The sequence below is a fragment of the Tatumella ptyseos genome (assembly GCF_030552895.1).
GTDB lineage: Bacteria > Pseudomonadota > Gammaproteobacteria > Enterobacterales > Enterobacteriaceae > Rosenbergiella > Rosenbergiella ptyseos_A.
The window spans coordinates 1470225-1487837 of sequence record NZ_CP130649.1 but is presented as its reverse complement, the minus strand read 5'-3'; the positions used below and the strand labels follow the sequence as shown (position 1 = coordinate 1487837).

Genomic DNA, 17613 nt, shown 5'->3' with positions numbered 1-17613 from the left:
ATTCATATGAAATTTAATGCATTACGCTATTTTTCAACCTTATTTACCTTCGGGATTGCCGTGTTAGCCGCATGGTGGATGTGGAATTATTATATGCAATCACCTTGGACGCGTGATGGTAAAGTCCATGCAGAGATGGTGAAAGTTGCGTCAGAGGTGGAAGGTCGTTTAATCGATCTTCCAATAAAGGATAACCAGTTTGTACATAAGGGAGATCTTTTACTCTTAATTGATCCACGTCCTTACCAAATAGCGTTAGAAAATGCTCAGGCCCAACTCGCTAAGAGTCAAGCCGACTTACGCAAAGCTGACCATGAATCGTCGCGACGCTCTCGGCTCTCGAACAATGTCATTTCGCAAGAAGATCAAGACAGTTACTTACAGTCTGCCAGTGCTATGAAGGCTGCTATGCTTGCCGCCAAAGCGAATGTGGACCAAGCGCAATGGAATCTTTCACAAACAAGAATAGTTGCCCCCGTCGATGGTTGGGTCACTAACTTTCATTTGCGTAAAGGGGATTATATTAATACTGGGTCGCCGTTATTCGCCTTGGTCGATAGCCACTCCTTTTATGTCGTGGGTTATTTCGAAGAGACTAAATTACGACATATCCGCACAGGATTAGCCGCAACATTAACTTTATATAGTGATAATACTTCATTAACCGGTAGAGTAGAAAGCATTGGTCGGGCTATCAGTGACCAAAGTATCGATTCTGACAGTTCCTTAGTTCCAGATGTCAAACCCACTGTTCCTTGGGTGAGGCTCGCCCAACGCGTTCCGGTGAGGATTGCGTTAACTAATCTGCCACAACAACAGTTACTGGTGGCGGGGACAACTTGCACTATCGTCATCCATCCGGATGCACACTGATGTCGTGGCAGTGGCTAGCATGGCATAGTTTACCTTGGATTCGCGCAACACGAGCCCAATGGCGTTATGCATTACGCAACACTCTGGCAATGTGTTTAGCTTTGAGTTTTGCATACAGCTTGAACCTTGATCAGCCCTATTGGGCCATGACATCCGCTGCAGTTGTAAGTTTTCCAACTGTCGGTGGTGCAATCAGTAAAAGCTTAGGTCGGATCGTGGGCAGTTTAGTGGGTGCCCTAGCGGCAGTACTGATCGCTGGCAATACGCTTAACGACCCTTGGTTATTCACATTAAGTTTTGCCGCCTGGTTAGGCTTTTGTACCTGGATCGCCAATTTACATCAGAATAATGTTGCCTATGCCTTCTCTCTCGCGGGATATACCGCAGCCTTGATCGCTTTCAGCACTGTCAATATCACAGAATTTAGTCAATTATGGGATATTGCTCAAGCTAGGGTATGCGAAGCGATTACAGGCATTTTGAGTGCTGGATTAATGATGATGTTACTTCCAAGCACTTCTGATGGGGATACCTTAATGGTAACCCTCAGCCAAATGCAGGCCAGATTATTAGAACACGCACGTCTGTTATTAAACAAAGAGACAACGGATAATGCGCAAACTGCACATGAAAACATGATTAGCCAAATACTGACTACCAATCTACTGCGTATTCAAGCTTATTGGAGTCACTATCGGTATCGCCGCCAGAACCGTGTTTTGAATTACGTTCTACATCAACAACTGCGATTAACCGGCGTATTATCAGGTTTACGCCGAATGTTATTAAATTGGCCAGAAGCTCCACCATCATTGTATAAAGCCATCGATTTACTACTCACTGAATTAGAGCAGCCAGATTGTAATAAGTATAAATTGGCAAAAATTTTACGCTCCATCACGCCAGATATAACACTTGGCGATTATCGGCAGCTCGCTTTCGTGAGCCGTCTTCGCTATTTCTGCTGGGTTTATTTGGATGTGCAACGCTGGACGCGTCTGGTCAATAGTGCGGATCCTAACCAACCTTTAGTTCCGCCTAAGGTTCCTGCCTTAGCCTTAGAGTCCGACCGTGCCGAAGCATTGCTGAGCGCCGCAAGGACATTTTTTGCTATTGTGTTAGGTTGTACCTTTCAAATTTATACTCAGTGGGATCAAGGTCCTGCAGCGCTGACGTTAACCGCTATCGCCTGCGTGCTTTACTCCTCAGCGCCCTCTCCCTCTGCTAGCGTCACCTTACTGTTGAAGACCTTACTCATTCTCTGCGTACTAAGTTTTATTTTTAAATTCGGCATAATGATTCAAGTCTCGCAGCTTTGGCATTTTCTATGGGTGTTATTCCCACTGATTATCACGTTACAGTTATTCAAGTTATTATTTCCCAAGCGAGCTGCCCTCTGGGGACAGATCGTAGTGTTCATGGGCTCTTTTATCTCAGTCAGTAACCCCCCAACTTGGGATTACGGTACCGTACTGAACAGTGATGTCGCAAAAGTATGTGGGGTGATTTTCGCTTGGTTGGCATTCGTTTTAATTCGGCCAAGTTCTGATGATCGTAAAAGCCTTCGCCATATTAAAGCCATTCGCCGCGGTTTTTTAGACCAACTTCGACCTAAACCTTATGCTACTCGAAATCATTATGAGTCTCGGCTCTATTTTCATATTAACCAATTAAAGTCCAGTAAACAGGCGCAAGCAAAGCTCTGGTTATTGCGTTGGGGGGTTGTATTACATAATTGTGCGCACATTGTTTGGGAATTAAGAGCATGGAAATCCAGTTCGCCATTACTCCTCGCACAGCGCGACCGATGTTTTCAGGTTTTACAAAATGTTATCAGTGAACGCGGCGTTCATAGTTCTCAGTTAGAGACTGTATTGACGGATCTCACCACCCAGTGCAATGAACTAGCGCTAAGCAAGGAAGCTGATGCGATTCGCTTAGCAGGTATTTTGTGGCGCCTAAAATGCTCATTAGCGCAACTCAGTTATTCGGTGCCACCTCAACCTTCAAAATAGTTCCCCCTGCCCACTATCTTCTTCAGAAAAATTCGGTATAACTCGCTGCGCCGCGCGTCGCCGCAGCGTGCAGAGTCGTAGCACATTGAGTTTCTGGGTATCAGTGAAACCTAGCCATCCAAAGCGCTCCTCACGACTGCGAAAGCAGCCTAGACAGTATCCTCTTGCATTGGCTTGGCATAGCCCCCTGCAGGGGTTCGGCAGTAAAAACATTTCAAGTTGCTCTGCCATAGCTCCTCCCATACTTACCTTCTTACTAAACTCGACTTGTTGTTCTGTGCGATGGAGGCCTTACCCCCTTGCCGAGAAAGGTCGCGAAAACTACTCTGTGATTAACCCATTTATTATAGCAGGAGTATATTATGTCAACGTTATCCCTCTTTTCCCCATTGAAGCTAGGTGCTATCACTACGCAAAACCGTATTTTTATGGCACCTCTAACCCGTTTACGCAGCATCGAACCGGGTGATATTCCTACTGAGTTGATGAAAACCTATTACCAGCAGCGCGCTTCTGCAGGTTTAATCATTACTGAAGCCACACAAGTCTCATTCGAAGCTAAAGGCTATGCTGGTGCTCCCGGATTACATACTGACGAGCAAATCAAAGCATGGAAACAGATTACCGACGCAGTCCATGCCCATAACGGGAAAATTGCCGTACAACTTTGGCACACTGGCCGAATTTCTCACTCTTCGTTACAACCTAATCATGCTGCACCTCAAGCACCTTCAGCCTTACCTTCTCAAACCAGAACCTCATTAAAGAATGAAAAAGGGGAAGTTTATCGTAGTGAAACCACGCTGCCACAAGAAATGAGTCGTTCGCAAATCAAGCAAGTGGTCAAAGATTTCGAGCAAGCCGCAATCAACGCTCAACAAGCAGGATTTGATCTGCTTGAACTTCATGCAGCGCATGGTTACTTGCTACATACCTTCTTATCACCGGAGTCAAATCAACGGACTGATGAGTACGGCGGAAATCGTGAAAACCGTGCAAGGATCGTTTTCGAGATTATTGAAGCTGTATCACGTGTCTGGGGATCTGAACACATTGGTATACGTCTCTCACCCGTTGGAACCTTCCAAGCATTAGGGAATGGCCCACATGAAGAAGAGGATGCGATTTGGCTAATTGAACAGTTGAATCGTTTTGGCATTGCCTATTTACATCTCTCCGAGCCAGATTGGGCAGGAGGTAACTCTTATACTGCATCCTTTAGGAAGTCGGTACGTGCTGGTTTTAGCCAAACAATCATCGGTGCAGGGGCTTATACCCTAGAAAAAGGTGAAGCACTTCTGACAGAAGGTTTAATCGATGCCGTTGCCTTTGGTCGCGATTTTATTGCCAATCCAGATTTGGTCGAACGTTTTGCGCAAAAGGCACCACTCAATGCGCAACATCCAGAATCCTTTTATGGCGGCGATGAACATGGGTACATTGATTACCCCTTTTTACCTCAAACAAAAAACTGATATCCTATTCCACTGATTACGAGCAATATAACGAGGTTTTATGCGTTTTTTACACACCATGATCCGTGTTGGCAATCTAGACCGTGCGGTTGATTTTTATACCCGTGTACTAGGTATGCGCCTTTTACGAACCAGCGAAAATACTGAGTACCAATATACACTCGCTTTCGTCGGTTACACGGAAGAATCTGAAGGTGCGGTACTGGAGCTCACTTATAACTGGGGCGTAGAAAGCTATGACTTAGGTAAAGGATACGGCCATATCGCGCTAGAAGTCGATTCAGCGGCTGAAACCTGTGAACGTATTCGTCAAGCTGGCGGCAACGTCACTCGCGAAGCCGGACCGGTTAAAGGCGGGAAAACGGTTATCGCTTTCGTTGAAGATCCCGATGGTTATAAAATCGAGTTAATCGAGAAAAAAGACGCAGGTCTTGGATTAAATAACGATTAATCATGGTTAAGGGCTGCACCGCGGCCCTGTTTTTGTCATACTTGCCGACCATTTTCACTGTAATTGAGAAACAGATGTCAGATACTGCTAACCCCCACCTACTCAAACACCGTTTTCGTGGATTTTACCCTGTTGTGATTGACGTCGAAACCGCTGGTTTTAATGCCGAAACAGATGCCTTATTAGAGATTGCGGCGATTACTGTGCGAATGGATGAAGATGGCTGGTTAGTTGAAGATCAAAAAATTCATTTTAATATCACTCCTTTCGAAGGAGCGGTCCTTCATCCCGAAGCATTAGCTTTTACCGGAATAGACCCCAACGATCCTGAGCGAAATGCCGTCAGTGAATACGATGCCCTGCACGCGATATTTAAAATGGTCAGAAAAGGCATGAAAGAGGCAGATTGTTCAAGAGCTATCATTGTGGCGCATAATGCCCATTTTGATCATAGCTTTACGATGGCTGCGGCACAGCGCGCTAGCTTGAAACGTAATCCCTTTCATCCCTTTGCCACCTTCGATACTGCAGCGCTAAGTGGCTTAGTATTAGGTCAAACTGTGCTCGCTAAGGCGTGTATTAGTGCTGGAATGAGTTTTGATAGTGAACAAGCGCACAGTGCTCTTTACGATACTGAACAAACGACTGCGCTTTTTTGTGAACTAGTGAATAGATGGAAACGTCTTGGTGGATGGCCGCTGGCAAGTGAGGCGCAACAAGTGGCGGAAAACGGCCCCGCCACTTAAGCAATAATCTGAAGTTATTCTACTTCGCGATATTTGTCTGCAGTCTCTTTGATAAGAGATTGCAGTTCGCCACGCTGATACATTTCCATAATAATGTCACATCCCCCTACTAATTCACCGTCGACCCACAGTTGTGGGAAAGTCGGCCAATTAGCGTAGGCAGGGAGTTCAGCACGAATATCTGGATTCTGTAGAATATCCACGTAAGCAAAACGTTCACCACACCCTGATAGCGCCTGAACAGCTTGCGCAGAAAAACCACAGCTTGGTAATTTAGGGGACCCTTTCATGTAAAGAAGAATTGGATTTTCAGAGATTTGTGTCTTAATTTTTTCTAAAGTGCTCATTTTGCTTCCTCAACAACAGCTTAATTTCTTACAGTGTACCGCTTATCTTAGCCGGTGTGAAATTCCTTGCTAGTTTAATTAGTTAGTTGCCTCCAGATAAGAATTATCTTATTAGTCGATAAATATGTGACTCAGATCACAATAAAAAAGGTTATTTAACCGCAGTGGGTAAAATTGATACATAAGTAATTATCGCAATCACGCTTAGTAACAGATTTAATTGAATTCTCGCTTAACTTTTTGAAAAGTTCTGGATTAGAATGGCTTATGGGGCTGACAACGTTGTCAGAGGTTATTTTTACTCACTGACTCTTTTTTGAGTACAACACTGACTAAATACTAAATATGCGGCTAATAATTACGCTTTCAATACTTGCATTTATGCAACTTTTTTTTAATGTCGCTGAGGCAGCCCCACAACGACATCTCAATGCCACTGCGCATAAATCAGTCAAGAAAGTCGCGGCAGAAGACACACGCCGAAAGCGCAAACAGGTTAAAACAGCTAGCAAACGGGCCAAACACTCTGAACCCCACAAAGTTAAGCATATTGCTAAGAAAAAGCTTTCTACCCCGCCTAAAACTAAATCTTCAAAACTTGCTCAGTCACGCCTCACTCGCAAAAAATATTACGCAGGTCAAAAAGTACTGGCTCGTCATAACACCCGTATCGCCTCACCCCACTCTGCGGCGATGGTAATGAGTGCTACGCACCACCAGAAATATCAAAAAGCACGTCAGACGGCGATGAATAAGTTGATGAATCAGCTCGGTAAACCTTATCAATGGGGCGGTACTTCTCCGCATACCGGTTTCGACTGTAGCGGTCTAGTCTATTATGCTTATAAGGATTTAGTTAAATTTAAGATTCCACGTACGGCCAACGAAATGTATCACTTACGTGACGCTGCTCCAGTAAAAAGAAATTCACTTCAAAAAGGTGACCTGGTGTTCTTTCGTATCCATCGCCGGGGGGCTGCCGACCATGTTGGAGTATATGTCGGCAACGGTAAGTTTATTCAATCACCTCGTACTGGCAAAGATATCCAAATTACCGATCTCACTGGTGAGTATTGGCAAAAACATTATATTGGCGCTCGACGAGTCATGACGCCGAACTCGGTTCGATAGCCATAAATTGCTTACCAACGAATCCCCGCTCTGTCGGGGATTTTTTATTACCGACTAAAAACACTTTCCAAGGTAACGATTTGTAAACGATTTAGCTGCGTTGCGCAAAAAGCTCGTTTTACCCCTTTTAGCCTGCTAGAATCCACCCCCTTAATTTTAAGTTGCGCAAACGCAAACGCTTTCCTAGGAGATTCCCCTCATGGCAACGATAAAAGATGTGGCAAAACTCGCCGGGGTTTCCACCACCACTGTTTCTCATGTTATTAATAAAACCCGTTTCGTTGCCGAACAAACACAGCAAACAGTTTGGGAGGCCATTAATGCCCTTCACTATTCGCCCAGTGCTGTTGCACGTAGTTTAAAGGTCAATACCACCAAGACTATTGGTTTATTATCGACGTCAGTAGAAGCCCCATATTGGGCAGAGATCATTGAAGCGATTGAAAAAAAATGTTTTCAACATGGTTACACACTATTATTGGCTAATGCCCATACTGACTTTGAAAAACAACGGGCCTATCTCTCGATGATGGCGCAAAAACGTGTCGATGGTTTAATGGTGATGTGTGCCGAGTATCCTGATTCTCTGTTGAAAATGCTTGAAGAGCATAGCCAATTACCGATGGTGGTGATGGATTGGGGAAGTTCTCACGCCAATTTTACCGATACTGTTGAAGATAATGCTTTTGCGGGAGGACATTTAGCCGCCCGTTACCTATTGGATCGTGGCCATCGAGATATCGGCTGTATCCCTGGTCAGATGGAGCGCCACACAGGTGGGGGGCGTTTAGCAGGCTTTATTAAGGCGCTAAATGATGAAGGCATTATCCCTCGCGAGGAGTGGATTGTACAAGGGGACTTCGAATCAGAATCGGGTTATCTGGCCATGCAGCAGATCCTTTCACAGAAAAAACGCCCCACTGCCGTGTTCTGTGGTGGTGACGTAATGGCTATGGGGGCTATTTGCGCCGCCAATGAGCAGGGATTGAATGTGCCTCAAGATATTTCGATCATTGGTTATGATAACATCCGTAATTCGCGTTATTTTAGCCCCGCCCTAACGACCATTCATCAACCTAAAATTGAATTAGGCGAAAAAGCGCTTGAGATGCTACTCGATCGTATTGTCAATAAACGCGATGAGGCGCAACGTCTTGAAATTCATCCTCAACTGGTTGAACGGCGTTCTGTTATTGATGGCCCTTACAGGGATTATCGCCGTTAATCCTTCGCCTCTAGCCACTCTTGATTGAGAGTGGCTGTATTCCCCAGATAATCCAATATCCATTGTAACACTGGTGAAAAACTATTCTCTCGCCAACTCAAGTAACAAGGGCTATCTGGATAGCTAATCGGTAATTCGACAAGTGTCCCCTGCTTAAGGTAAAGCGTTGCAATGTGCGACGGCACCATCGCAACACATAGACCATTTTGTACACAGCGTATTCCTACCGACCAATTCGGTACAACTAGACGGCGTTGATTATCCAATGTCCAAGTATCACGACGTGGGAGAACCCTTGAGGTGTCTTCAATGACTAAGGAAGGCCATACTCGTAAGTCTTCTTCCCTAATGAATGTTTCTCCCCGCAAAGGATGATCGTGAGCCACGACACAACGCCAAGAGAGTTTACCCATATCGCGAACACTGAAGCGCCCAGATACTGGGACAGCTTGCGTTGCGCCGATCGCCATATCAACCCGTCCGTCCGCTAACGCATCCCACACGCCATTGAAAACTTCATCATTAATATGAAGCTCAACATCTGGAAAATGACGATAGAAATCCAAGACGAGCTGTTCGACTCGAGTCTGTTTCACAATCCTATCAATGGCTACAGAGAAACGGCCCCTCCAACCATTGGCAAGTTGCTGACATTGTTGACGAGTGCCATTCATTTTTTTGATAACACTGCGCGCTTCAGCGAGAAAGTGCTCACCAGAGGGAGTTAATACCACATCACGATGGCGCCGCTCAAATACATCGACAGCTAACCACTCTTCTACTTGTTTTACTGAATAACTGATCGCAGAAGGAACTCTATGTAGTTCCTGAGCCGCACCCGAAAAACTTCCATTGCGCGCCACACTATCAATTACCATTAAGGTATATTCTGACCACATAGTTGCTTTCAATTATTTTGAAGGATGTTGGCAAATATTACCGTTTTACAAACAAGTCTGCATCCTTTTACACTCCTCGGATTATTTTGACTAGGACGCTCCATGCAACATCCAAAACTCTTTTTTATTTATCTCGCTTTACTGAGTATGCTCGGCTTTTTGGCAACCGATATGTATCTTCCTGCATTTACCGCGATGCAAGACTATCTGGTGACAAGTGCGAATATGGTCAGCGCCAGCTTAAGTTTGTTCTTGGCAGGATTCTGTTGTGCGCAATTATTTTGGGGGCCGTTATCAGATAAAATTGGCCGCCGAACTGTACTGCTCTATGGTCTGTCGATATTCACCCTAAGTTGCCTAGCGGTAGTATGGGTGAAAGATGCTCGCCTATTATTGGCGTTAAGATTTCTCCAAGCTTGTGGCGTTTGTGCAGCAGCGGTGTGCTGGCAGTCTTTGGTGCTTGATCATTTCCCTAAAGAGAAGGCGCATAAAATGTTCGCGTCGATCATGCCGCTGGTGGCCCTCTCACCAGCTCTTGCTCCACTGATTGGTGCTTGGCTACTTACCCATTTTGATTGGCAAGCAATCTTCACAACATTAACTTTAATTAGCGGTGTGCTATTAGGACTAACCCTCTACTTACTGCCCTCCACTACTCGATCCACGGCAGTTGACGTTGAGTCCTTATCTTATAAGACCCTCCTTCTACAGCCACAATTTACAGGGAACATTGTTATCTATGCAGCGTGTTCGGCAAGCTTTTTCGCCTGGTTAACCGGATCGCCTTTTATTATGGGACAATTGGGCCTAAGCCCGAGTGAAATTGGACTTAGCTATATTCCACAAACTGTCACCTTTTTGATTGGTGGGTTTGGTTGCCGTGCATTACTTAACCGTTATCAAGGTGAACAACTCTTACCTTGGCTTCTATTGGCGTACTTGATCAGTATTTTAGGATTACTTATCGTCGGTTTATGGCTAACACCTACTCTTTTTAGCTTACTCGTACCCTTCTGCATAATGGCGATGGCCAACGGCGCCATTTATCCGATAGTGGTATCGAAAGCGTTAAAGGCTTTTCCTGAGCACAGCGGCAAAGCCGCTTCAGTACAAAACTTTACGCAACTCGGGTTATGCTTTTTATACAGCCTTTGGGTTTCTTCACAGATCGAAGAAGTGGTTACGGTTACGGTAATTGCCATGGCATCCACTGTAATTTTGGCACTGTGTGGTTTTTTCTACCAGTCATCCGCTGATAACTCCCCCCGCTAACCCATTTCTACTTAGTTATTTATTCGCTATTGAACTCCACCGAAGTCGGTCCTATACTGATTTTGGTGGTTGTTGTCCTACAAAACTTTACTCAATCACCTCATAAAAATAATTAGTAGTCACTGATGAATAGCTGTTTACCTTTCTCCAGAAAGTCATGCAACCGCTTCCAAGCGTGGTGTGTTATTTGAACAGGTGATATACGCATATGTCTACGTCATGTATTGAAAAAGTTACTTTCAAAGAAGATCATTGGTTTCGTATTGCACAGGAGCTACTCGACAGTGCAGATATTCAAATTAACGGCTCACGACCGGGTGATATTCGTGTCGTCAATCAACAATTTTTTAAACGTGTTTTACAAGAAGGTTCTTTAGGTTTAGGTGAAAGTTATATGGATGGTTGGTGGGAATGCGACCGCCTAGATATATTTTTCACGAAGGTTTTACGCCACAAATTAGATCATCAACTCCCGCATCATTTTAAAGATACTTTACGTATTGCTACCGCGCGACTCACTAATCTCCAATCCAGGAAACGGGCTTGGATCGTTGGGAAAGAACATTACGATTTAGGAAATGACCTTTTCTCATTAATGCTCGACCCCTATATGCAATATTCTTGTGGCTATTGGTCGTCAGCATCTGATCTTGATGCTGCTCAAGAAGCTAAGTTGGATCTCATTTGCCGTAAATTACAACTGCAACCGGGGATGACTTTATTAGATATTGGTTGTGGTTGGGGCGGGCTTTCAGAATATGCCGCTAAACATTATCAAGTTAAGGTCAAAGGCGTGACGATTTCTGCTGAGCAACAAAAAATGGCTCAACAGCGCTGTACTGGACTAGATGTTGAAATTTTGCTGCAGGATTATCGTGATCTCAACGAGCAATTTGACCGTATCGTCTCTGTAGGGATGTTCGAGCATGTAGGTCCCAAAAATTATGCAACCTACTTCGATGTGGCGGCGAGAAATCTCAAACCAGATGGTATCTTTGTATTACATACTATCGGTTCAAATCGTACTGATCTTCATGTCGACCCGTGGATTGATAAATATATTTTCCCTAATGGTTGCCTACCCTCGGTTAACCATATTGCACAATACAGTGAACCGCACTTTGTCATGGAAGATTGGCATAACTTCGGCCCCGACTATGACAAAACGTTAATGGCATGGTATGAGCGCTTTCTGACGGCATGGCCTGAATTATCTCAACGTTACGATCCCCGTTTTAAACGTATGTTTTCCTATTACTTGAATGCCTGTGCGGGTGCGTTTCGTTCACGTGATATCCAACTCTGGCAAGTGGTATTCAGTCGCGGGATTGATGGTGGGCTACGCGTTGCTCGCTGAGAATTTTGCTGCCCCAAAAAAAAAGCTCCCTAAGGAGCTTTTTTTATAATTTATTTTTGTGAAGCACTCTTTCGACAGTATCAACAATCGCCTGTGTTTGTGTATCAATCTCAATATTGACGTTATCACCGAGTTTACGCTCAGAAAGTAAAGTCCGTTCTAAGGTCTCTGGAATAAGGTGGACACAAAAACGTCGTTCGGTAACATCACCAATAGTTAAACTACAGCCGTCAATACCGATAAAACCTTTATGTAATACATATTTCATTAGGCTCTGATCATTAATTTCAAACCAGACTTCTCGGTTAAACTCTGATTGAATAATTTTCGTGACCGAGGCTTGGGCCATAATATGTCCGGACATCAAATGCCCACCGATCTCATCTGAAAATTTTGCCGCTCGTTCAATATTGACACGATCGCCGACCGTCAATAAGCCTAAATTGGTGACACGAAGTGTTTCTTTAATTAAATCAAAACTGACTATGTTCCCTTCTACTGCCGTGACTGTTAGACAACAGCCATTATGTGCAACAGATGCTCCAATTTGGAGATCATCAAGCCATTCAACCGGAAATAACACCTTATGCGTCCGAAAGAGTGGTTGTTCATTTATCTCAATAATTTCAGCGGTGCCCAGCACAATACCAGTAAACATCTCTTCCCCCTTATTTTGTTCCAGATTATCACACAATGAGCGACTACCATGACTCGCCAATGCGGTATGAGAAAATAAAAACGCTTTTCTTCTTTATGAATCTGATCAGTTCAGGGATGATAGCCTGCTGAAGGACTAACCCTAGAATCAAGGACAACCATTGCAAAAATATTTTAACGAGGCTAGACAATTACTCATATTAGCGATTCCCGTCATTCTATCGCAAGTTTCACAAACGGCGATGGGCTTCGTTGATACCACTATGGCAGGTTCAGTCAGTGCAACTGATATGGCTGCCGTTGCCATTGGAACCTCGATTTGGTTGCCAGTGATACTCTTTGCCTTGGGAATTTTAATGGCTATTACGCCCACTGTCGCCCATTTAGCTGGCTCAGGTCGAAGAGATAAAGTCGGTAACCATGTCCAACAAGGGCTTTGGCTCGCCACCTTTCTCTCCATCCTAGTCATTGCCATCATTTGGAATGCCGGTATTTTCATCCGTGCAATGTCGGGGATCGATCCACAGATGGCCGATATCGCTGAAAGATATCTGCACGCGTTAATGTGGGGTGCACCAGGCTTTCTTTTCTTTCAAGTCATCCGTGATCAATGTGATGGTCTCTCTAAGACTAAACCTAGTATGGTGGTAGGCTTTCTTGGATTGCTATGTAACATCCCCATTAACTATATCTTTATTTATGGCCACTTCGGGATGCCGGCACTAGGCGGTGTAGGTTGCGGTGTTGCCACGGCGTCAGTCTATTGGTTGATGTTTTTTGCCCTGTGGATCTGGTCTAAAAGAACGCCCAGCTTACAAGATATACGACCAACGAATCGCTGGGTGAAGCCAAATCTACAAGTTATCGGCCGCATAATCAGTTTGGGCTTACCCATTGCTTCAGCCCTATTTTTTGAAGTTACCCTTTTTGCGGTGGTGGCAATATTAGTTTCACCTCTGGGTGTGGTCGAGGTGGCAGGACATCAAATCGCGCTGAATTTTAGCTCATTAATGTTTGTCATACCGCTATCGATGGGGATTGCGAGTACTATCCGTGTGGGTTACCAATTAGGACGAGGGTCGACTGAAGACGCAAAAGTTGCCGCTTGGACTTCACAAGCAGTTGGGTTGTGTTTTGTTTGCTGTACGGCGATAGCCACCGTTATCTTCCGGCATGAAATTGCGCGTCTTTATAATCATGACCCAGCAGTAGTCGCTTTAGCAGGTCAGCTCATGTTTTTGGCAGCGATTTACCAATGTTCAGATAGCGTACAAGTTATTGGTAGCGGTATATTGCGCGGCTATAAAGATACTCGCGCAATCTTTTATATCACCTTTGTCTCGTATTGGATCTTAGGCCTTCCAAGTGGTTACATTCTGGGACTTACTGATTACATTGTGCCTCGTATGGGCCCTGCTGGATTTTGGTGTGGGTTTATTATTGGCTTAACTTCTGCGGCCGTGCTGATGGTAATGCGAATTATCGCACTACAGAAAAAACCAGCTACCGTTATTCTCAGCCGAGCCAGTCGTTAAAATGAGCTCAAAATGACTAAAAAGTCTACGCTCTGATTAGATGTCAACCATTCGACAGATTTTTCATGTTTTCTACTTGCCAGTCGCATTGGTTGCCGTTACTATTCGTCCCGCTGCTTACTTGCAGCGTTTGCGTTCTTAGCTCAGTTGGTTAGAGCACCACCTTGACATGGTGGGGGTCGGTGGTTCGAGTCCACTAGAACGCACCAGTGCGTCCGTAGCTCAGTTGGTTAGAGCACCACCTTGACATGGTGGGGGTCGGTGGTTCGAGTCCACTCGGACGCACCAAAACATCATTATCTTGTGCGTCCGTAGCTCAGTTGGTTAGAGCACCACCTTGACATGGTGGGGGTCGGTGGTTCGAGTCCACTCGGACGCACCATCATCTCAATTTACACCCTCTTAATTATTCCTAAGTCTTATCATCACCAATGCAATCTTTTCACGCGTTGCATCAAGACCAACCAAAAATTCTATGCGCTGGGGTTGCCACTTACCAATAAGATTTTAGTCCTGTTCGACCTTCTAGCTTATCAAAAATATCTCATCTCTGACTTGGCAACACTGCCGCTCGCAACACAACCAGTTCGTTAAGTATATGGTGTCGTATCATAATTTTGTTAATGGGCTATACACGCGAGATGAATTCTGTTTGGTTTCCAGTAACTAAATGACTATAATAATTGAGTTACCCACTGAAAAGGTCTTTACGAATAGCGTGATAAGATCCTTACTAAACAGAGTGCTCACCACTCGCCCTAATTCAAGTTTAATGCGTATTGACTCCCTCTGCGCAGGCTATTTCCATCGTTTCAAAGATTTCCTTGTCAGTTTAAAGAATCCGCTCTACTCCACTTTAGAAGTTTTCCCAGCGGGCGTCATAGGTTTTACCCCGCATAAGTTCACCCATTCAACGAATAGACAAATATTATGAAAAAGACAAAAATCGTCTGTACCATCGGCCCAAAAACTGAATCAGAAGAGATGCTAACTAAACTGCTTGATGCAGGAATGAATGTTATGCGTCTAAATTTTTCTCATGGTGACTATGCAGAACATGGCCAACGGATAGCAAACCTCCGTGCAGTGGTGGCTAAGACCCAGCATCAGGCAGCTATCCTTCTTGATACTAAGGGGCCTGAAATTCGTACAATGAAGCTTGAAGGTGGCAATGATGTTTCCTTGCAGGCTGGACAGACGTTCACTTTCACTACCGACCAATCAGTCATTGGTAATAATGAACAAGTCGCCGTCACCTACTCTGGTTTTGCTGCGGATCTTAGCATTGGTAATACAGTATTAGTCGATGATGGTCTGCTAGGGATGGAAGTTATTGAAGTGACTGAAAACACCGTAGTGTGTAAAGTGCTCAATAATGGGGACTTAGGTGAAAACAAAGGGGTAAATTTACCTGGCGTTTCCATTCAATTACCTGCCCTCTCTGAAAAAGACAAACGTGATCTGGTATTTGGCTGTGAGCAAGGCCTCGATTTTGTCGCCGCATCTTTTATTCGTAAGCGTTCTGACGTCCTAGAAATTCGCGAGCATCTGAAACAGTATGGTGGCGAGCATATTCAAATTATCTCGAAAATTGAGAACCAAGAAGGTCTTAATAATTTCGATGAAATTTTAGAAGCTTCTGACGGCATCATGGTGGCACGTGGGGACCTTGGTGTAGAAATTCCCGTTGAAGAAGTTATCTTTGCTCAGAAAATGATGGTTAAGAAATGTAATCAAGCAAGAAAAGTCGTGATCACTGCGACACAGATGCTAGATTCAATGATTAAGAACCCTCGTCCAACCCGTGCTGAAGCCGGTGATGTGGCGAACGCAATCTTAGATGGTACTGATGCAGTCATGTTGTCAGGTGAAAGTGCAAAAGGAAAATATCCTCTTGAAGCGGTCACCATCATGGCAACTATCTGTCAGCGCACTGATGCTGTAATGAAAAGCCGAATTGATGAACTGAAAGAAGGCCGTAAATTACGTATCACTGAGGCAGTCTGTCGCGGTGCAGTCGAAACAGCCGAAAAATTAGAATCAACCCTTATTATTGTGGCAACTAAAGGCGGTAAGTCTGCGAAATCTATTCGTAAGTACTTCCCTTCAGCCACTATTTTAGCATTGACTGATAACGAAACGACTTCTCGTCAGCTTCTGCTAACTAAAGGTGTTACTACTCATCTTGTGCCTGAAATCGCCTCTACTGATGACTTTTACCGAATTGGTAAAGAGATTGCTTTAGCGGAAGGTTTTGCTCAGCAAGGCGATGTTGTCGTTATGGTATCTGGCGCATTAGTACCGAGTGGTACAACCAATACAGCTTCTGTTCATGTTGTATAAGTAATAAAAATTATAAAAGGTCAGGTTACCTGGCCTTTTTTTATTAAGTCATCCTGCCTATTTTAAATTTTTTATTTGACTCGTTAATTAATAAAAAATTCGTTAACTCCTATAAGCAGTTTTCTTACGTTTTTTTTATTTAGCCTGAACTATTTCTCTCTTCCTCGGTCTGAACTCACATCTATCACAAATATTTCGAAGCTTAGTTTGTGAAACGCCCCTTTTTCTTCTCCAAAACTATTACTTTTATTTCTATATTAGCGACTTATATATCGATAAATAAGATTAGCAACAGCATTTTTTGCCTTCAATTCAAAGGTTATCCCGATTGAAGTGTATTTTTCCCTCGTGAAAATTTATCAAAAAAACCCAAATGAACACTATTTAAGCGAATAAGCGCTTTTAAGCATCTTCTTATAAAAAATTATTTCTCAACTTAAAAAACTTTGTGTAATACTTATCTGGCTACATGGATATTAACCTAATAACGAGGGTAACATAATGAATCGTACTAAACTGGTACTGGGCGCGGTAATTCTTGGTTCAACTCTGCTTGCTGGTTGTTCTAGCAACGCTAAAATCGACCAACTGTCAAGCGACGTTCAAACTCTGAACACCAAAGTTGATCAACTAAGCACCGACCTGAACTCAGTACGTACTGACGTTCAAGCTGCTAAAGATGATGCAGCTCGCGCTAACCAGCGTCTGGACAACCAAGCTCACTCTTACCGTAAGTAAGAGTCTTGGACTAGAAAATGGCACCCTTCGGGGTGCCATTTTTTTTTACGGTAATAACCAATCAACTCTTGCAAACGGACAATAACTCGCTATGATAATGATAATTGTTATCATTAAATAAGGAGCTATTATGCCTATCCCCCACTCATTCTCGCTCTGGATAACCAGTAATCTTGAAGATTATCAGCAAACGCTTGAAGATCTTCGGGTCGAGTATTATCTCGCTGAACGCCCGCTTTATCATAAACACTGTACCTTAAGCCAATTGCGTCAATTCAACGATCTAAGCTTAAAAATTGCTGATTATTGCTATACACAAGGTGATGATGATAATTATTTTGCCGTATTATTTGGACTTCATCAGAAACTGATTGAGCAGCTTCACAATAATGTTCAGCGTGAAGTACTCTTTAAAGCGCAGGCTATCCAGCTTGCCCGTCACTCGATGACAGGGCTTTGTCAGGTGTTTATCGCTCATGGGGAGTGGCAGAAAGCCAGCGAACTACAAAGAGAGTTTTTGCAATACGCTGACTCAATGAGCTAAAGGGT

At 44.0% G+C, this 17613-nt stretch carries 17 protein-coding genes and 3 tRNA genes; 16 read left to right on the top strand and 4 right to left on the bottom strand.

Annotated elements, in window-relative coordinates; translation table 11 throughout:
- Window positions 1–6: 6 nt before the first annotated feature.
- Together QJR74_RS07005 and QJR74_RS07000 are read left to right on the top strand one after the other, a co-directional pair.
- Entirely contained in the window at window positions 7–873 is an 867-nt protein-coding gene (locus tag QJR74_RS07005; protein ID WP_304373822.1) for an efflux RND transporter periplasmic adaptor subunit, read from the top strand.
- Window positions 873–2888 (top strand): FUSC family protein, encoded by a 2016-nt coding sequence (locus QJR74_RS07000; RefSeq protein WP_304373988.1) that lies wholly within the window; start codon window positions 873–875, stop codon window positions 2886–2888. Before QJR74_RS07005 ends, QJR74_RS07000 begins: the two co-directional genes overlap by 1 nt.
- Here the strand turns inward: QJR74_RS07000 and QJR74_RS06995 are convergent.
- Window positions 2880–3119: a DUF1289 domain-containing protein gene (locus tag QJR74_RS06995; protein WP_304373821.1), complete on the bottom strand. Its 240-nt coding sequence runs from the start codon at window positions 3117–3119 to the stop codon at window positions 2880–2882. The two genes, QJR74_RS07000 and QJR74_RS06995, sit on opposite strands and share 9 nt — an antisense overlap.
- Before the next feature lie 131 nt (window positions 3120–3250).
- On the opposite strand from QJR74_RS06995, the gene nemA reads away from it, so the two are divergent.
- The 3 genes from nemA to rnt all read left to right on the top strand — a co-directional run bounded on the left by nemA (window position 3251) and on the right by rnt (window position 5560).
- Window positions 3251–4363, top strand: coding sequence for an N-ethylmaleimide reductase (gene nemA / locus QJR74_RS06990; protein WP_304373820.1), 1113 nt, complete (start codon window positions 3251–3253; stop codon window positions 4361–4363).
- Window positions 4364–4403: 40 nt separating this feature from the next.
- The gene (gene gloA, locus QJR74_RS06985; protein ID WP_304373819.1) at window positions 4404–4814 is read left to right on the top strand and encodes a lactoylglutathione lyase; all 411 of its coding nucleotides are present in this window, start codon (window positions 4404–4406) and stop codon (window positions 4812–4814) included.
- 74 nt (window positions 4815–4888) lie between these two features.
- Complete coding sequence (rnt, locus tag QJR74_RS06980; protein ID WP_304373818.1) at window positions 4889–5560, top strand: ribonuclease T; 672 nt, start codon at window positions 4889–4891, stop codon at window positions 5558–5560.
- Between the two features lie 14 nt (window positions 5561–5574).
- Here the strand turns inward: rnt and QJR74_RS06975 are convergent, their stop codons facing one another.
- Window positions 5575–5907: a Grx4 family monothiol glutaredoxin gene (locus tag QJR74_RS06975; RefSeq protein WP_304373817.1), complete on the bottom strand. Its 333-nt coding sequence runs from the start codon at window positions 5905–5907 to the stop codon at window positions 5575–5577.
- 345 nt (window positions 5908–6252) lie between these two features.
- On the opposite strand from QJR74_RS06975, the gene QJR74_RS06970 reads away from it, so the two are divergent.
- Together QJR74_RS06970 and purR are read left to right on the top strand one after the other, a co-directional pair.
- Window positions 6253–7038: a C40 family peptidase gene (locus QJR74_RS06970; RefSeq protein ID WP_304373816.1), complete on the top strand. Its 786-nt coding sequence runs from the start codon at window positions 6253–6255 to the stop codon at window positions 7036–7038.
- A gap of 199 nt (window positions 7039–7237) precedes the next feature.
- On the top strand, window positions 7238–8263 hold the full coding sequence (gene purR / locus QJR74_RS06965) for an HTH-type transcriptional repressor PurR (RefSeq protein WP_304373815.1): 1026 nt from the start codon (window positions 7238–7240) through the stop codon (window positions 8261–8263).
- Here the strand turns inward: purR and punR are convergent.
- The gene (punR, locus tag QJR74_RS06960) at window positions 8260–9162 is read right to left on the bottom strand and encodes a DNA-binding transcriptional activator PunR (protein ID WP_304373814.1); all 903 of its coding nucleotides are present in this window, start codon (window positions 9160–9162) and stop codon (window positions 8260–8262) included. The two genes, purR and punR, sit on opposite strands and share 4 nt — an antisense overlap.
- 102 nt (window positions 9163–9264) lie before the next feature.
- Between punR and punC the strand changes: the two genes are divergently transcribed.
- Window positions 9265–10434 (top strand): purine nucleoside transporter PunC, encoded by a 1170-nt coding sequence (gene punC, locus QJR74_RS06955; RefSeq protein ID WP_304373813.1) that lies wholly within the window; start codon window positions 9265–9267, stop codon window positions 10432–10434.
- Between the two features lie 208 nt (window positions 10435–10642).
- Window positions 10643–11791 (top strand): cyclopropane fatty acyl phospholipid synthase, encoded by a 1149-nt coding sequence (cfa, locus tag QJR74_RS06950; protein WP_304373812.1) that lies wholly within the window; start codon window positions 10643–10645, stop codon window positions 11789–11791.
- A 43-nt stretch (window positions 11792–11834) separates the two neighbouring features.
- On the opposite strand, the gene QJR74_RS06945 is transcribed toward cfa, so the two are convergent.
- The gene (locus QJR74_RS06945) at window positions 11835–12449 is read right to left on the bottom strand and encodes a riboflavin synthase subunit alpha (protein ID WP_304373811.1); all 615 of its coding nucleotides are present in this window, start codon (window positions 12447–12449) and stop codon (window positions 11835–11837) included.
- 160 nt (window positions 12450–12609) lie between these two features.
- Here QJR74_RS06945 and QJR74_RS06940 point away from each other — a divergent pair, with 160 nt between their 5' ends.
- The 7 genes from QJR74_RS06940 to QJR74_RS06910 all read left to right on the top strand — a co-directional run bounded on the left by QJR74_RS06940 (window position 12610) and on the right by QJR74_RS06910 (window position 17608).
- Window positions 12610–13983, top strand: coding sequence for an MATE family efflux transporter (locus QJR74_RS06940; protein WP_304373810.1), 1374 nt, complete (start codon window positions 12610–12612; stop codon window positions 13981–13983).
- A gap of 132 nt (window positions 13984–14115) precedes the next feature.
- Window positions 14116–14192 (top strand) — tRNA-Val (locus QJR74_RS06935).
- A 2-nt stretch (window positions 14193–14194) separates the two neighbouring features.
- A tRNA-Val gene (locus QJR74_RS06930) sits at window positions 14195–14271 on the top strand.
- Between the two features lie 17 nt (window positions 14272–14288).
- Window positions 14289–14365, top strand: a tRNA-Val gene (locus tag QJR74_RS06925).
- Window positions 14366–14913: 548 nt separating this feature from the next.
- Entirely contained in the window at window positions 14914–16326 is a 1413-nt protein-coding gene (gene pykF, locus QJR74_RS06920; protein ID WP_304373809.1) for a pyruvate kinase PykF, read from the top strand.
- Between the two features lie 501 nt (window positions 16327–16827).
- A complete protein-coding gene (locus QJR74_RS06915) occupies window positions 16828–17064 on the top strand; it encodes a major outer membrane lipoprotein (protein WP_048912082.1) in 237 nt (78 codons plus the stop codon).
- A gap of 130 nt (window positions 17065–17194) precedes the next feature.
- Window positions 17195–17608: a hypothetical protein gene (locus tag QJR74_RS06910; RefSeq protein ID WP_304373808.1), complete on the top strand. Its 414-nt coding sequence runs from the start codon at window positions 17195–17197 to the stop codon at window positions 17606–17608.
- Window positions 17609–17613 lie beyond the last annotated feature (5 nt).

What these genes read in the sequence shown, in the direction of transcription:
- QJR74_RS07005 (WP_304373822.1), top strand. Translation starts at nt 7, where the DNA reads ATGAAATTTAATGCATTACGCTATTTTTCAACCTTATTTACCTTCGGG.
- QJR74_RS07000 (WP_304373988.1), top strand. Translation starts at nt 873, where the DNA reads ATGTCGTGGCAGTGGCTAGCATGGCATAGTTTACCTTGGATTCGCGCA.
- QJR74_RS06995 (WP_304373821.1), bottom strand. Translation starts at nt 3,119, where the DNA reads ATGGCAGAGCAACTTGAAATGTTTTTACTGCCGAACCCCTGCAGGGGG.
- nemA (WP_304373820.1), top strand. Translation starts at nt 3,251, where the DNA reads ATGTCAACGTTATCCCTCTTTTCCCCATTGAAGCTAGGTGCTATCACT.
- gloA (WP_304373819.1), top strand. Translation starts at nt 4,404, where the DNA reads ATGCGTTTTTTACACACCATGATCCGTGTTGGCAATCTAGACCGTGCG.
- rnt (WP_304373818.1), top strand. Translation starts at nt 4,889, where the DNA reads ATGTCAGATACTGCTAACCCCCACCTACTCAAACACCGTTTTCGTGGA.
- QJR74_RS06975 (WP_304373817.1), bottom strand. Translation starts at nt 5,907, where the DNA reads ATGAGCACTTTAGAAAAAATTAAGACACAAATCTCTGAAAATCCAATT.
- QJR74_RS06970 (WP_304373816.1), top strand. Translation starts at nt 6,253, where the DNA reads ATGCGGCTAATAATTACGCTTTCAATACTTGCATTTATGCAACTTTTT.
- purR (WP_304373815.1), top strand. Translation starts at nt 7,238, where the DNA reads ATGGCAACGATAAAAGATGTGGCAAAACTCGCCGGGGTTTCCACCACC.
- punR (WP_304373814.1), bottom strand. Translation starts at nt 9,162, where the DNA reads ATGTGGTCAGAATATACCTTAATGGTAATTGATAGTGTGGCGCGCAAT.
- punC (WP_304373813.1), top strand. Translation starts at nt 9,265, where the DNA reads ATGCAACATCCAAAACTCTTTTTTATTTATCTCGCTTTACTGAGTATG.
- cfa (WP_304373812.1), top strand. Translation starts at nt 10,643, where the DNA reads ATGTCTACGTCATGTATTGAAAAAGTTACTTTCAAAGAAGATCATTGG.
- QJR74_RS06945 (WP_304373811.1), bottom strand. Translation starts at nt 12,449, where the DNA reads ATGTTTACTGGTATTGTGCTGGGCACCGCTGAAATTATTGAGATAAAT.
- pykF (WP_304373809.1), top strand. Translation starts at nt 14,914, where the DNA reads ATGAAAAAGACAAAAATCGTCTGTACCATCGGCCCAAAAACTGAATCA.
- QJR74_RS06915 (WP_048912082.1), top strand. Translation starts at nt 16,828, where the DNA reads ATGAATCGTACTAAACTGGTACTGGGCGCGGTAATTCTTGGTTCAACT.
- QJR74_RS06910 (WP_304373808.1), top strand. Translation starts at nt 17,195, where the DNA reads ATGCCTATCCCCCACTCATTCTCGCTCTGGATAACCAGTAATCTTGAA.